Raw genomic sequence first — 13,370 nt, 5'->3', positions numbered from 1 at the left:
GGACGGCCGTGCCCTTCGAGCAGGTCAACAGCAAGGTCATCTCGGTCGGCGTCACGCACGGCCGGGAGGTGCTCGCCCGCAAGGGCGCGATGCTCGCCTACACCGGCGACGTCCACTTCTCCCCGGTGCACATGGGCCCGGGCGGCGCGGGCGGGATGGTCGGGCGGATGGTGTCCGGCGAGCAGGTCGCGATGATGGTCGCGCAGGGCAACGGGACCGTGCACTACGGCTACCGCGGCCTCTACGTCACGATCATCGAGCTCGACGGCTCCGGCCCGCTCTCGGTCGAGGCCGACCGGCTGGTCGCGCACGACGCGGCCCTGCAGTCGACGGTCGTGTTCCTCGGCTCGCAGGGCGGCATCCGCGGCGCGGTGCGCGGTGCCGTCTCGGGCCAGGGCCTGTTCACGACGCAGCTGCACGGCTACGGCACCGCGGCGGTCCTGAGCCACGGCGGCACGATCGCGATCCCCGTCGGCGGGCGCCCGGTCGCCGTCGACCCGCAGGCCTACGTCGCCCACATCGGCCAGGTGAACGTCGACATCGCCGCGTCGGTCGGCTGGCGCGACGCCGTCGGCCGCGGCTCGGGCGAGGCCGTGCAGCTCAAGTGCACGGGTCAGGGCACCGTCTACGTCCAGGCATCGGAGCAGAAGCTGTGATCCCCCTCAACCCCGCCACGCTGCCCGACAACGACAACATCCCCGGCAACCACTACGCCTACTGCGTGCGCCTGGACGGGCAGCTGTTCATGCAGACCGGGCGGATGATCGCCTACTACCCCGCCCCGCACAGCCAGGGCATCCGCTTCGAGCCGCTCACGGGCGCGAGCGTCGGCGGGATGGTCGCCACCCGGTTCTCCGCCCCGCTCTACACCCGCGACTGGGTCGTGGCGACCGGCGCCGGGCACCTGATCCTGGGCGACCGCGGCTACGACATCAACAGCTACGACCTCGACGACGGCAACCTCACGCTGCGCGCGGCCAACCTGCTCGCCTTCGACTCGACGCTGGAGCTCAAGCAGTCGATCGTCCCCGGGTTCCTGACGCTCATCGGCACCGGCAAGTTCCTCGCGTCCAGCTCCGGGCCGGTGATCTTCGCCGAGCCGCCGATCCGGGTCGACCCCGAGGCGCTCGTCGGCTGGGCCGACTGCCCCTCCCCCAGCCACCACTACGACGCCGGCTGGATGAGCGGGTTCCTGCAGGGCGCGATGGGGATGCTCGGCGTGCAGTCCGGCGAGGAGCGCCAGTTCGACTTCACCGGCGCCGGCACCGTCCTCATCCAGTCCAGCGAGAACACCATGGGCGACCCCCACCAACTGCGCCAGCTCGAGGGCCAGGTCGGCACGCTCGGGGTATCGGGCCTGCAGCGGATGCAGCAGGTGGTGGCGCAGCGGCTGGCGGCCGAGCAGCAGCGGTAGCGGGGATCGGGAGCAGCGACTAGGGCTCGGCCAGCCAGACGAACCCGAGACCCGGGACGACGAGCCGCCCGTCCTGCACCAGCAGCGGGCCGTCCGAGGACAGCACGGTCTCCAGGGGGCCGAGGCCGTCGAGGACGTGGGCGTCGACGGTCACGGGGTGCTCGGCCATGTTCGCCATCCCCACGAAGTTCCCGCTGCGCGGGTGGCGGCGCCACCAGGCCAGCACGTGCGGCGAGTCGACCTCCAGCACCGCCGACCCCGCCGCCGCGTGCAGCGCCTGCTGCGACGCCCGGGCCTGGGCCAGCGCCCGCATCCACCCGAACACGCGCCCCTCGACGGTGGCCGGGTCGTGGCGGTGCGCGGCCGCGGCGTCGTCGAAGTACGGGCGGTGCATCCAGCGGTTGTCGGCCGCGAGCGCCGGGTCGTCGACGTAGGAGGTGTCGTTGCCCTGCGCCAGCTCGTCGCCCATGTACAGCAGCGGCACCCCGCCCCAGGCGAACGCGACGGCGTGCAGCAGCACCAGGCGCCGCACGCCCAGCTCGAGGGCGTGCGCGTCGCCCCGCTCCCGCGCGTCGCTGATCCCGCACAGCGCCGCGGCCGTGCCGGAGATGCGGGCGTCCCCGGTCTCGGGGTTCTCGCCGAAGCGCGCGCCGCGGGCGAAGGACAGCGGGAACTCGCCGGCGTAGAAGGCGTTGAGGAAGTCGCGGTGGGCGAACGGGTCGTAGCCCACCGCCCGCGCGTCGACGTCGCCGACGGCCCAGCCGATGTCGTCGTGGCAGCGCACGTAGGTGGCCCAGGACGTCTCGCCGGGGATCGGGCGCAGCCGCCGCAGCGACTGCACCGCGAGCCGGGCGTCCTTCGTGGCCAGGCTCGACCACAGCACCACCATGAGCTGGTTGTGGTAGGCCAGCTCGCACTCGGGGCGGTACCGCTCGTGCGCGCCGAGGTAGGCCACCAGCTCGTCGGGCGCGACGATCGCCTCGGCCTTGAACACCGTGGCCGGCGCCGCCAGCTTCACCGCCGCGTGCATCGCCTGCACGATGTCGTGCACCTCGGGCTGGTTGATGCACGGCGTGCCCACGCGCTTGCCCATGAACGGGACGGCGTCCATCCGGAAGATCTCGACGCCGCGGTTGGCCAGCCACAGGATCGTGTCGGTCATCGCGGTGAGCACGGCGGGGTTGGCGTAGTCGAGGTCCCACTGGTAGTCGAAGAACGTCGTCCAGACCCAGCCCGTGCCCGGGACGTGGGTGAAGGAGCCGGGCGCCTGGTCGGGGAAGACGTCGACGACGGTCTCCTCGAACGCGTCGGGCAGCGTGCGGTCGGGGAAGGCGAGGTAGAAGCCGTCGTACGCGGGGTCGCCCGCGAGCCAGCCCTGCGCCCACGGGTGCTCGCGCGCGGTGTGGTTGAGCACCAGGTCGACGCACAGGCTCATGTCCCGTGCGCGCAGCGCGGCGGCGAGGGCGGAGAGGTCGTCCATCGTGCCCAGGCGGGGGTCGACGGCGCGGTAGTCGGCCACGGCGTAGCCGCCGTCGTTGGCGCCCTCGCGGGGCCGGAGCAGCGGCATGAGGTGCAGGTAGGTGACGCCCAGCTCGGCGAGGTGGTCGAGGCGGCCGGGCAGCGCGGCGAGCGTGCCGGCGAACCGGTCGGTGTAGGCGACGTACCCGACCATCCGCTGGTGCTGGAACCAGCGCGGGTCGATCTCACGGCGACGGTCGACGGCGCGCAGGTCGGCCGGGCGCTGCGCCGCGGACCGCAGTGCGAGGAGCACCAGCCGCTCCGCCAGGGCTTCGGCGTCGGGGTAGAGCGCGGCCAGCGGGGCGTGCAGGTCGGCGAACCACAGGTCGAGGCGGGCGACGAACCCCACGGCGTCCGACGGCTCCAGCACGCGCCCGGCCTCGTCGACGACACCGGGCCGCAGCCGCGCCAGCGCCGCCGCGGCGTCACGGGCCCGTTCGGCGTCGGACCGGGCGGGCGGGGTCGCGATCACCGGCCACATCCTGCCGCACCCGGTTCCGCGACGCCGGGCCCGCCGTCAGGCGTCGACGCCCACCGTGAGGGTCGCCGCGAGGCCGGTCGTGACGTCGCCGGTGACGGTCGCGAGCTGCGAGGCGTAGCCGTCGGAGAAGACCGTGTCGCGCTCCAGCGAGGTGCGGGCCAGGTTGCGGACGCTGGAGGCGTAGCCGTCGGTGGCGTACACGGCCTCGCAGACGTCCTGGGGCAGCGCGAGCTGGGAGGTGACGGTCGCGTTGTCGGGCGTCGTGGCCGCGGCGAGGTCGGGGTAGATCTCGAAGTGGGCGTGCGGCCAGCGCCCCGAGTAGGCCGCGGGGAAGACCGTCGTGAACGTCATGCGCCCGTTCGCGTCAGCCTCCTGGACCCCGCGCAGGTAGTTCTGGTCGGCGACGTCGTAGAGCGAGTACCTCCCGTCGCGGTCGCAGTGCCAGAGGTAGACGGTGCCGCCGGGCAGCGCGGCGCCGGACGCGGCGTCGACCAGCGCCAGGGTGATCGTCAGCGGCACGCCCGGCGCGGTGCCCGACAGGGAGCCGAAGCTCGACCGGATGTCGCTGCGCACGACGCCGCTCTCGGTGAGGACGTTCGGGCCGTTGGAGCCGTCGCCCGGGAAGGGGCCGGCGGTCTCCTCGGGGATCTCGCCGGTCGCGGCCCCCGTCGTCGAGGCGGTGGTGCCGGTCGCGGCCGCGGCGCACCCGGCCAGCGTCAGTGCGCCCGCGCCGGCGAGCAGCCCGAGGAGTCGGCGACGGCCCACCAGGCGGGGCAGGTCGTGGGCGAGGCCGAGATCGTGGTCGCCGTCGTGGTGGTCGTCGTCGTGATCGTCGTGGTCGCTCATGGGACCCACCCTGTCGGCCGTTCCTGTGCGTGGGCTGTGCGCCGCCTGTGCTGACTCCCTGGATGCCCGCGTCCTAGGGTGCGCCCGTGGACATCGACGAGCTGGCCGACGCGCTGTACTCGGCGCCGCCCGCCGACTTCGTCGCCACCCGCGACGAGGCCGTGAAGGCCGCCCGCGAGCGCGGCGACAAGGAGTTCGCGACGGCGGCCGCGCGGCTGCGGCGGCCCACCCGGGCGGCGTGGCTCGCGAACCTGCTGGCCCGCCACCGGCGCGAGCAGCTCGACGGGCTGCTCGGCCTGGCCGGGAGCCTCGCCGACGCCCAGCGGACCCTCGACGGTCCGGCCCTGCGGACCCTGTCGACGCGGCGCCGCCAGCTCGTCGCGGCGATGGCGCGGGAGGCGGGGCGGCTCGCGCGGGAGGCGCACGAGTCCGTCAACGACTCCCTGCTGCGCGAGCTCGGCGACATCCTGGAGGCGGCGCTGGCCGATCCCGTGGTCGCCGACGAGGTCCGCTCCGGGCGCCTGACGCGCACGATCAGCTACTCCGGCTTCGGGCCCGAGTCCGATCCCGACGCGGTGGCGGCGCGGGTCGCCGCGGCCCCGGCGCCCGCCCCGTCCCCCGCCGAGCAGGACGCGCCCGCGGAGGAGCCCGCCGAGGACCCGGCGGAGGTCGCCCGGCGCGAGCGCGAGCGGGAGGAGCGCCGCCGCGACCTCGCCGACGCCGAGGAGCTCGAGGCCGCCGCCCGTGAGCGGCGCGACGCGGCCGAGGCCGAGCACGAGCGGGCGGCGCAGGAGCACGAGCAGGCCCGGGAGCGGGTCGCGACGCTCACCGCGGAGCTGGAGGCCGCCCAGCGCCACGAGCGCGAGTCCGCCGTCCGCAACCGGGAGGCCGCCCAGCACGCCCGGGCCGCCGCCCGCGAGGCCGGCACGGCCGCGACCCGCACGGCCCGCGCGCGGGCGCGGCTCGACGACGCGGAGCCGTGAGCTGATCAGTGAGTACGGACACACGGTCCGTGACGGATGAGCCCCCGACGGGCGTGGGTACCCGGCTGTCATGGACACCGGAACGGTCACCCCGACCCTGATCACCCAGCTCCGCGCCCTCCACCAGCTCACCCGCACGGAGGCGCAGATCGCCCGCGTCCGGACCGCACAGGCCCGCACCGACGCCGTCCGCCGCGAGCTCGAGGAGAACGCGGCGAACGCCGACCGGCGCTCGACCCGCATCGCCCGCGAGCTCTCCGCCGTCGGCGGCGTGCCGGACGTGATCACGCCCGCCATCGGCCGCGTGCTGGCGTTCGTCAAGGCCACCGTCGAGCAGGGCCAGCCCCTCGACGAGGCGCTCCTCGGCGACCTCACCCTCGAGCACCAGCTCCGCGACCGCGCCGTGTACGTGCGCACGCTCGCCCGCCGCGCCGGCCGCACCTCGACCGAGCAGCTCGCCGACGACCTCGTCACCGCGCACGAGGCCACCGTGGAGTGGCTGACGACCGTGCTCGCGGAGGAGGCCATCGGCGGCGTCGCGGCCCTAGAGCCCACTCCGCTGCAGCGCGTCGCCGGGGGCGTCACCCGCGTCGTCGGGCTCCCCACGCGGTTCGCGATCGAGCGCTTCAACCAGGCCGTGGCCGCCGTGCAGCGCACCGGCGAGCAGGCCAAGGAGACCGCCGGCGACGTCGTCGGCGCCGTGACCCGCCTGGGTTCCGACGCCGGTGAGGTCGTCACCGCCGGCCGCGATGCGGCGCTGAACCGCGCCGAGAGGGTCGCGCGCCGCGAGGGCTCGGACGGCACCGCCGCGGTCGTGCACGAGACCCGGCGCAACCTGGGCTCGCTCAAGGCCTCGGAGCTGCCGATCCAGCACTACGAGGAGATGACGGCGCAGGACGCGATCGCCGCGATCCGCAAGCTCACCGACGTCGATGACGTGACCGCCGTCGTGGCGTTCGAGGAGAGCCACAAGAACCGCTCGGGCGTCGTGTCGGCCGCGCAGACGCACGTCGCGTCGCTGGCCAAGGACGTCGCCGGGGTCTGACCCCGAGACATCCCCCGAGGGACCTGACGCACGGAGACGGGCCCGCCGACGAGGTCGGCGGGCCCGTCGTGCGTCCGGATCAGCGGCGCGCGGCCAGCAGCCCGACGACGTTGAGCGCGCCCCACCCCAGCCCGACGCCGATGGCCTTCTTCCGGGCTGCGGGGTCCTCGTTCGGCGAGAGGGCGAAGGTGAGCGCGTCGCCCAGGTCGCCCGCGATCCGGGCGGCCACGGCGAGCTGCAGGGCCGCGCCCGCGGGGGCGGCGGCCATGGCGATGCCGTTGGCGAGGTCGCGCACGCCGACCGCGCGGACGAGGATGCCGATCGGCGCGGGCGGCTCGGCGCCCGACAGCCCGGCGGGCTTCGCGAAGATCGCGGGTCGGACCAGCGTGGACAGGCCGTAGGCGGCGGTCAGCACGCCGAGTGTGCGGGGGAGCCAGGTCATCGGTCGATCCTCGCAGCACCCCCGCACCGGCGCTCGGGGAGACTGTCCGGTGATGGACCTGCCCGATCTCCCCGTGCGCGCCGCGCTCGACGAGATCACCGCGACGCTCGCCGGCCGCGGCGCGGCGGTGCTGGTGGCGCCGCCCGGCACCGGCAAGACGACGCTGGTCCCCCTGGCGCTGCTCGCGCTCGACGGGCGCGTGGTCGTCGCCGAGCCCCGCCGCCTCGCCGCACGGGCCGCGGCGGCGCGGATGGCGTCGCTGCTCGGGGAGCCGGTCGGCGAGACGGTCGGCTACTCGGTGCGCGGCGACTCCCGGACCTCGGCGCGCACCCGCGTCGAGGTCGTCACGTCCGGTCTGCTGCTGCGCCGCCTGGCCGCCGACCCGGAGCTCGCGGGCGTCGGCACCGTCCTGCTCGACGAGTGCCACGAGCGCCACCTCGACGCCGACCTGCTGCTCGCCCTGCTCCTCGACGCCCGCGACGGCCTGCGCCCCGACCTGCGGCTGCTCGCCACCTCGGCCACCGTCGCCACGGGCCGGCTCGCCGAGCTGCTCGGGTCGGACGCCGACGGGGACGCGCCCGTGCTGCGCGTCGAGGCCCGCACGTTCCCGGTGGCCGTGCGCCACGACCCGCCGGTGCGCGGGGAGCGGATCGAGGCCACCGTCGCGCGGGCGGTGCGGGCCGCCCTGGACGGCGGTGACGGTGACGTGCTCGCGTTCCTGCCCGGCGTCGCGGAGATCCGGCGGACGGCGGCCGCGCTGTCGGGCCTCGACGCCGACGTCCTGCCGCTGCACGGGCGGCTGCCGGCGGCCGAGCAGGACGCGGCGCTGCAGATCGGACAGCGGCGCCGCGTCGTCCTCGCGACCGCGGTGGCCGAGTCGAGCCTGACGGTGCCCGGCGTCCGCGCCGTCGTCGACGCCGGGCTGGCCCGCACGCCGCGCGTCGACCACCGCCGCGGGATGGCCGGGCTCGTCACCGTCCGCGTGTCCGACGCCGTCGCGCAGCAGCGGGCCGGGCGCGCGGGCCGCGAGGCGCCCGGCCGGGTGCACCGCTGCTGGCCCGAGGGTGAGCTCCTCCCCCGCTACCCCGAGCCGGAGATCCGCACCGCCGACCTCACCCGCCTCGCGCTCGACCTCGCCTGCTGGGGGACGCCGGACGGCGGCGGTCTGCGCTGGTGGGACGCACCGCCGGAGGGGCCGCTGCGCGCCGGGCACCAGGTGCTCCGCGCGCTGGGCGCTCTTGACGCGACCGGCGCCACCACCGCCCGCGGGCGCCGGATGGCCGGCCTCGGCCTGCACCCGCGGCTGGCGCGCGCCCTGCTCGACGGGGCGGCGCTCGTCGGGGCGCGGGCGGCCGCCGAGGTCGTCGCCCTGCTCGACGACGACACGCTCGGCGCCGGGTCCGACGCCGACGCCGAGCTGGCGAAGCTCCGCGCGGGAACCGCCCCGGGCAGCGGCCGCTGGCGCACCGAGGCCGCGCGGCTGCGGCGGCTCGTGGGGGCCGGCAGCGACAAGGGGAACCGCGGCAGGGTGGAGGGTGGCGCGGCGCTGGTCGTGGCGCTGGCCCACCCCGAGCGGCTGGCGCGGCGCCGCCGGACGGGCGCGGCCGTCGAGGACGCCCCCCACGGCCGTGCGCGCGGCGAGCTGTACCTCATGGCGGGCGGCACGGCCGTCGCCCTGCCGCCCGGCAGCCCGCAGGCCGCCGCGGAGTGGCTCGCGGTGGCGGTTGCGGACCGGGCGCCGGGCGCGGAGAACGGCACCGTGCGCCTGGCCGCGGCCGCCGACCGGGAGCTGGCCGAGCTCGCCGCGCCCGCACTGCTCGCCGAGGCCGACGAGGTGGCCTGGTCGTCGCAGGGCCAGGGCGGCGGTGACGTCGTCGCCCGGCACGTCCGGCGCCTCGGCGCGATCGTGCTCGAGGAGCGCCGCCTCGACCGCCCCGACCCCGCGCTCCTGCGCGCCGCCCTGCTCGAGGGCCTGCGCAGCGAGGGTCTGGGCCTGCTGCGCTGGACCGACGGCGCCCGGCGGCTGCGCGACCGGCTCGCCGCCCTGCACCGGGTCCTCGGCGAGCCGTGGCCGGACGTGGGTGACACCGCGCTGCTCGCCGATCCCGACCCGTGGTGGACCGGACCCTTCACCCGCGCCCGCTCCCGCGCCGACCTCGGGCGGATCGACGCCGGGCCGGTCCTGCGGTCGCGGCTGGACTGGCGCCACACCAGCGTCCTCGACGAGCTCGCGCCGGAGCGGATCACCGTGCCGACCGGGTCGTCGATCACGCTCGACTGGTCCGGCGACCAGCCCGTCCTCGCCGTCCGCGTGCAGGAGTGCTTCGGCTGGACCGACACCCCGACCGTCGCGGGCGGGCGGCTCCCGGTGGTGCTGCACCTGCTCTCCCCCGCCGGGCGCCCGGCGGCCGTCACCGCCGACCTGGCCTCGTTCTGGACCACCGGCTACCCGCAGGTGCGCGCCGAGCTGCGCGGGCGCTACCCGAAGCACCCCTGGCCCGAGGACCCGCTCACCGCCGCGCCGACGCGCCGGGCCGGGCGGCGCCGCTGACCGGACGCGCAGCGTCACCGCTGGTGCCACGGACGTCACGCCCCGGAGCCGGATCGGTCGAACACCTGTTCTACGATCACCATGGATCCGCACCGCCACGAGAGGGAACCGCCGCGAGATGAGCACCGCCGAACCGACCCCCGAGGCCCCGGCCCCCACCCCCGTCGAGGCCCCGGCCGAGCCCGAGAAGCGCCGCCGCGGCCGACCCAAGGGCACCTCCACGGCCCGCACCACGCGCATGGTCGAGCTGACGCTCACCGTCAGCGGCACCGCCGACGGCGAGTGGCAGGCCGAGCTGAAGCAGGGCACGTCCTGGCTCACACGCGGGCTGCCCGTCACCGCGGCGGCCGTGTCGCGCGCGGCGCAGGAGCTCAGCGCCGAGCTGTCCGGCCCGATCGACGCCATGATCGGCGCCGCCCGCGAGCAGCGCGCCGCCCGCGTGGCCGCCCTGGAGGCCGAGCTGGAGCAGGCGCGCAAGGCCCTGGCCGAGATGGACGACGAGGGGCCGGACCGGGCGCCGTAGGCTCCTGGTCCGTGTCCACGATCCCGCCCGACGACCTCGCGGCGTTCCTGCGCGTGCTCGACGTCGTCACCGACCTGCCGCCCGAGCACCCCGACGCCGTGCGGGTCAGACGGGCCACCGCGGGGATCTGGAAGTCGGTGAAGGTCGCCCGGCGCCACGCCAAGCGCGACGCGGTCGCCGCGGCCGACGGGGCCGTGACCGCGGCCACGGCCACCGGCGCCCCGGGCCGGATCGACGACGAGACGGCCGGGCTGCCGCTGGTCTCGACCACGGCCGGGGCGTCCGCGGGCACGCTGCTGCGCTCGCGCGCCTGCTACACCTGCAAGCGCCGCTTCCACGTCGTCGACGCCTTCTACCACCAGCTCTGCCCGCCGTGCGCCGCGCAGAACCGCAGCCGCCGCGACGCCCGCACCGACCTCACCGGCCGCCGCGCCCTGCTCACCGGCGGCCGGGCCAAGATCGGCATGTACATCGCGCTGCGGCTGCTGCGCGACGGCGCCCACACCACGATCACCACGCGGTTCCCGCACGACGCCGTGCGCCGGTTCTCCGCGATGGAGGACAGCGCCGACTGGCTGCACCGCCTGCGCGTCGTCGGGATCGACCTGCGCGACCCGGCCCAGGTCGTCGCGCTCGCCGACTCGGTCGCCGCCCAGGGCCCGCTGGACGTCCTGGTCAACAACGCGGCCCAGACCGTGCGCCGCTCCCCCGGCTCCTACTCCGCGCTGGTCGAGGCCGAGCGCACCCCGCTGCCGCCGACGCCGGTGGAGGTGGTCACGTTCGACCACGTCAGCGACGCCCACCCCGCGGCGCTGGCCGGGAGCCTGCAGGAGCAGAGCCCGCACGCCGCCGGCGCCGTCACCGGGCTCGCCCTGGCCGCCCGCTCGGCGTCACCGGAGCGGATCGCCGCCGGCACGGCCATCGACGCGGGCGGGCTGCTGCCCGACACGGCGCCGGTGAACAGCTGGACCCAGCACGTCGACGAGATCGACCCGCTGGAGCTGCTCGAGGTCCAGCTGTGCAACCAGACGGCGCCGTTCATCCTCATCAGCCGCCTGCGCCCGGCCCTGGCGGCCTCGCCCGCGCGGCGCACGTACGTCGTCAACGTGAGCGCGATGGAGGGCCAGTTCAGCCGCGCGTACAAGGGGCCGGGCCACCCGCACACGAACATGGCGAAGGCCGCGCTGAACATGCTGACGCGCACCAGCGCCGCGGAGATGCTGGCCACCGACGGCATCCTGATGACCGCCGTCGACACCGGCTGGATCACCGACGAGCGCCCGCACCCCACGAAGCTGCGCCTGGCCGAGGAGGGCTTCCACGCCCCCCTCGACCTGGTCGACGGCGCCGCCCGCGTCTACGACCCGATCGTCCGGGGCGAGGCGGGCGAGGACCTGCACGGCTGCTTCCTCAAGGACTACGAACCGACCGCCTGGTGAGCTGGTACCTGCACCGCGCTAGTAACGGCACTGGAGCACCTGCATCGCCCGCGCCGGGATCCGGACGCGCGCGCCCGGGGCCGGGTTGCGGCGGCGGGCGTTGGCCAGCAGCGGGTCGGCCGTGTCGATCACGACCTGCCACGCCCGTCCGTAGGACTCGTCGGGCAGCGTGAACGACACCTGCTGGTGGTGGGCGTTGACGAGCAGCAGGAACGAGTCGTCGACGATCTGCTCGCCGAGGTCGTCGCGCTCGGGGATGCCCTTGCCGTTGAGGTAGACCCCGATGCTGCGGATGCCCGAGCTCCAGTCGCCGTCCGACATCTGCTGCCCGTCGGGGCGCAGCCACGCGATGTCCTCGATGTTGGAGCCGGTGATCGCGCGGCCCTGGAAGAACCGCCGGCGCCGGAACACCGGGTGCTCGGCCCGCAGGCGCGCCAGCGCGCCCGTGAACTCGGTGAGCACCTCGTGCTCGCGGGCGTTCTCCCAGTCGATCCAGCTGATCTCCCCGTCCTGGCAGTAGACGTTGTTGTTGCCGTCCTGCGTGCGGGAGAGCTCGTCGCCGTGGGAGATCATCGGGACGCCCTGGCTGAGCAGCAGGGTCGCGAGGAAGTTGCGCTTCTGCCGCTCGCGCAGGACGTTGACCTCGGCCTGCTCGGTCGGGCCCTCCACACCGCAGTTCCAGGAGCGGTTGTGGCTCTCGCCGTCGTTGTTGTCTTCGCCGTTGGCCTCGTTGTGCTTCTCGTTGTAGGAGACGAGGTCGTTGAGCGTGAAGCCGTCGTGCGCGGTGACGAAGTTGATCGAGGCGATGGGCCGGCGGTTGTCGGCCTCGTAGAGGTCGCTGCTGCCGGTGAAGCGCGCGGCGAACTCGCCGAGGCTCGCGGGCTCGCCGCGCCAGAAGTCGCGGACGGTGTCGCGGTACTTGCCGTTCCACTCCGTCCACAGCGGCGGGAACCCGCCGACCTGGTACCCGCCGTCGCCGACGTCCCACGGCTCGGCGATCAGCTTGACCTGGCTGACCACCGGGTCCTGGTTGACGAGGTCGAAGAACGCCGAGAGGCGGTCGACGGAGTGGAACTCCCGCGCCAGCGACGAGGCGAGGTCGAACCGGAAGCCGTCGACGTGCATCTCGGTGACCCAGTACCGCAGCGAGTCCATGATCAGCCGCAGCGACTCGTGGTGGCGGACGTTGAGGCTGTTCCCGGTGCCGGTGGTGTCGTAGTAGTACTTCTCGTCGCCGTCGACGAGCCGGTAGTAGGCCCGGTTGTCGACGCCGCGGAACGACAGCGTCGGGCCCAGGTGGTTGCCCTCGGCGGTGTGGTTGTAGACGACGTCGAGGATGACCTCGATGCCCGCGCGGTGCAGCGCGCGCACCATCGTCTTGAACTCCTGCACCTGCTCGCCGCGGGTGCCGAAGCAGGCGTAGTCGTTGTGCGGGGCGAAGAAGCCGATCGTGTTGTAGCCCCAGTAGTTGCGCAGGCCCTTGTCCGCGAGCGTGGAGTCGTGGACGAACTGGTGCACCGGCATGAGCTCCAGCGCGGTCACGCCCAGCGACCGCAGGTGCTTGATCATCGCCGGGTGCGCGAGGCCCGCGTAGGTGCCGCGGACGTCGTCGGGGACGTCCGGGTGGCGCATCGTCATGCCCTTGACGTGGGCCTCGTAGATCACGGTCTCGTGGTACGGGATGCGCAGCGGGCGGTCGTCGGCCCAGTCGAAGTAGGGGTTCACGACGACCGAGGTGGCGGCGTAGGGCGCGGAGTCGGTGTCGTTGTAGGAGTCGGGCTCGCCGAAGCGGTAGCCGAACAGCGCCTCGTCCCAGCGGTTCTCCCCGTCGACGGCCTTGGCGTACGGGTCGAGCAGCAGCTTCGCCGGGTTGCAGCGCAGCCCCGCCGACGGCTCGTGCGGGCCGTGCACCCGGTAGCCGTAGCGCTGGCCGGGGCCGCAGCGCGGGAGGTAGCCGTGCCAGACGAGGCCGTCGCGCTCGGGGAGGGACAGCCGGGTCTCGGAGCCGTCGTCGTCGATCAGGCACAGCTCGATGTGGTGGGCCACCTCGGAGAAGATGGCGAAGTTGGTACCGCCACCGTCGTAGGTGGCGCCGAGGGGATAGGGGCGACCGGGCCAGATGTGCACA

11 protein-coding genes are annotated in these 13,370 nt (G+C 75.1%); 7 read left to right on the top strand and 4 right to left on the bottom strand.

Annotated features, from left to right (window positions below; translation table 11 throughout):
- The first annotated feature begins 8 nt into the window (after positions 1-8).
- Positions 9-656 carry an AIM24 family protein gene (locus tag HOP40_RS23140; RefSeq protein ID WP_172161919.1) on the top strand — a complete coding sequence of 216 codons (648 nt, stop codon included), beginning with the start codon at positions 9-11 and terminating at the stop codon, positions 654-656.
- On the top strand, positions 653-1,414 hold the full coding sequence (locus HOP40_RS23135; RefSeq protein WP_205346886.1) for an AIM24 family protein: 762 nt from the start codon (positions 653-655) through the stop codon (positions 1,412-1,414). Before HOP40_RS23140 ends, HOP40_RS23135 begins: the two co-directional genes overlap by 4 nt.
- Before the next feature lie 19 nt (positions 1,415-1,433).
- On the opposite strand, the gene HOP40_RS23130 is transcribed toward HOP40_RS23135, so the two are convergent.
- Positions 1,434-3,404, bottom strand: a complete 1,971-nt coding sequence (locus tag HOP40_RS23130) for an alpha-amylase family protein (protein WP_205346885.1) — start codon at positions 3,402-3,404, stop codon at positions 1,434-1,436.
- A 45-nt stretch (positions 3,405-3,449) separates the two neighbouring features.
- On the bottom strand, positions 3,450-4,259 hold the full coding sequence (locus HOP40_RS23125) for an intradiol ring-cleavage dioxygenase (protein WP_172161915.1): 810 nt from the start codon (positions 4,257-4,259) through the stop codon (positions 3,450-3,452).
- Between the two features lie 86 nt (positions 4,260-4,345).
- On the opposite strand from HOP40_RS23125, the gene HOP40_RS23120 reads away from it, so the two are divergent.
- Positions 4,346-5,242, top strand: a complete 897-nt coding sequence (locus HOP40_RS23120; RefSeq protein WP_172161913.1) for a hypothetical protein — start codon at positions 4,346-4,348, stop codon at positions 5,240-5,242.
- A 70-nt stretch (positions 5,243-5,312) separates the two neighbouring features.
- Entirely contained in the window at positions 5,313-6,287 is a 975-nt protein-coding gene (locus HOP40_RS23115; protein ID WP_172161911.1) for a DUF892 family protein, read from the top strand.
- 79 nt (positions 6,288-6,366) lie between these two features.
- Here HOP40_RS23115 and HOP40_RS23110 read toward each other — a convergent pair whose 3' ends face one another.
- Entirely contained in the window at positions 6,367-6,729 is a 363-nt protein-coding gene (locus tag HOP40_RS23110) for a hypothetical protein (protein WP_172161909.1), read from the bottom strand.
- A gap of 52 nt (positions 6,730-6,781) precedes the next feature.
- On the opposite strand from HOP40_RS23110, the gene hrpB reads away from it, so the two are divergent.
- From hrpB to HOP40_RS23095, 3 genes are all read left to right on the top strand, one after another.
- Entirely contained in the window at positions 6,782-9,280 is a 2,499-nt protein-coding gene (hrpB, locus tag HOP40_RS23105) for an ATP-dependent helicase HrpB (protein ID WP_172161907.1), read from the top strand.
- Positions 9,281-9,398: 118 nt separating this feature from the next.
- Positions 9,399-9,803: a DUF6319 family protein gene (locus tag HOP40_RS23100; RefSeq protein WP_172161905.1), complete on the top strand. Its 405-nt coding sequence runs from the start codon at positions 9,399-9,401 to the stop codon at positions 9,801-9,803.
- A gap of 11 nt (positions 9,804-9,814) precedes the next feature.
- Complete coding sequence (locus tag HOP40_RS23095; RefSeq protein WP_172161903.1) at positions 9,815-11,242, top strand: SDR family NAD(P)-dependent oxidoreductase; 1,428 nt, start codon at positions 9,815-9,817, stop codon at positions 11,240-11,242.
- Positions 11,243-11,260: 18 nt separating this feature from the next.
- Here the strand turns inward: HOP40_RS23095 and glgX are convergent, their stop codons facing one another.
- Positions 11,261-13,369, bottom strand: a complete 2,109-nt coding sequence (gene glgX, locus HOP40_RS23090) for a glycogen debranching protein GlgX (RefSeq protein ID WP_172161901.1) — start codon at positions 13,367-13,369, stop codon at positions 11,261-11,263.
- Between the last annotated feature and the right edge of the window lies 1 nt (position 13,370).

The organism is Pseudonocardia broussonetiae, from assembly GCF_013155125.1.
GTDB lineage: Bacteria > Actinomycetota > Actinomycetes > Mycobacteriales > Pseudonocardiaceae > Pseudonocardia > Pseudonocardia broussonetiae.
The sequence above is the reverse complement of the archived record's forward strand: the minus strand, read 5'-3'. Positions and strand labels throughout refer to the sequence as shown.

Excerpts from the sequence above, each read along its gene's own strand:
- HOP40_RS23125 (WP_172161915.1), bottom strand. The coding sequence starts at position 4,259 with ATGAGCGACCACGACGATCACGACGACGACCACCACGACGGCGACCAC.
- HOP40_RS23115 (WP_172161911.1), top strand. The coding sequence starts at position 5,313 with ATGGACACCGGAACGGTCACCCCGACCCTGATCACCCAGCTCCGCGCC.
- HOP40_RS23110 (WP_172161909.1), bottom strand. The coding sequence starts at position 6,729 with ATGACCTGGCTCCCCCGCACACTCGGCGTGCTGACCGCCGCCTACGGC.
- hrpB (WP_172161907.1), top strand. The coding sequence starts at position 6,782 with ATGGACCTGCCCGATCTCCCCGTGCGCGCCGCGCTCGACGAGATCACC.
- HOP40_RS23100 (WP_172161905.1), top strand. The coding sequence starts at position 9,399 with ATGAGCACCGCCGAACCGACCCCCGAGGCCCCGGCCCCCACCCCCGTC.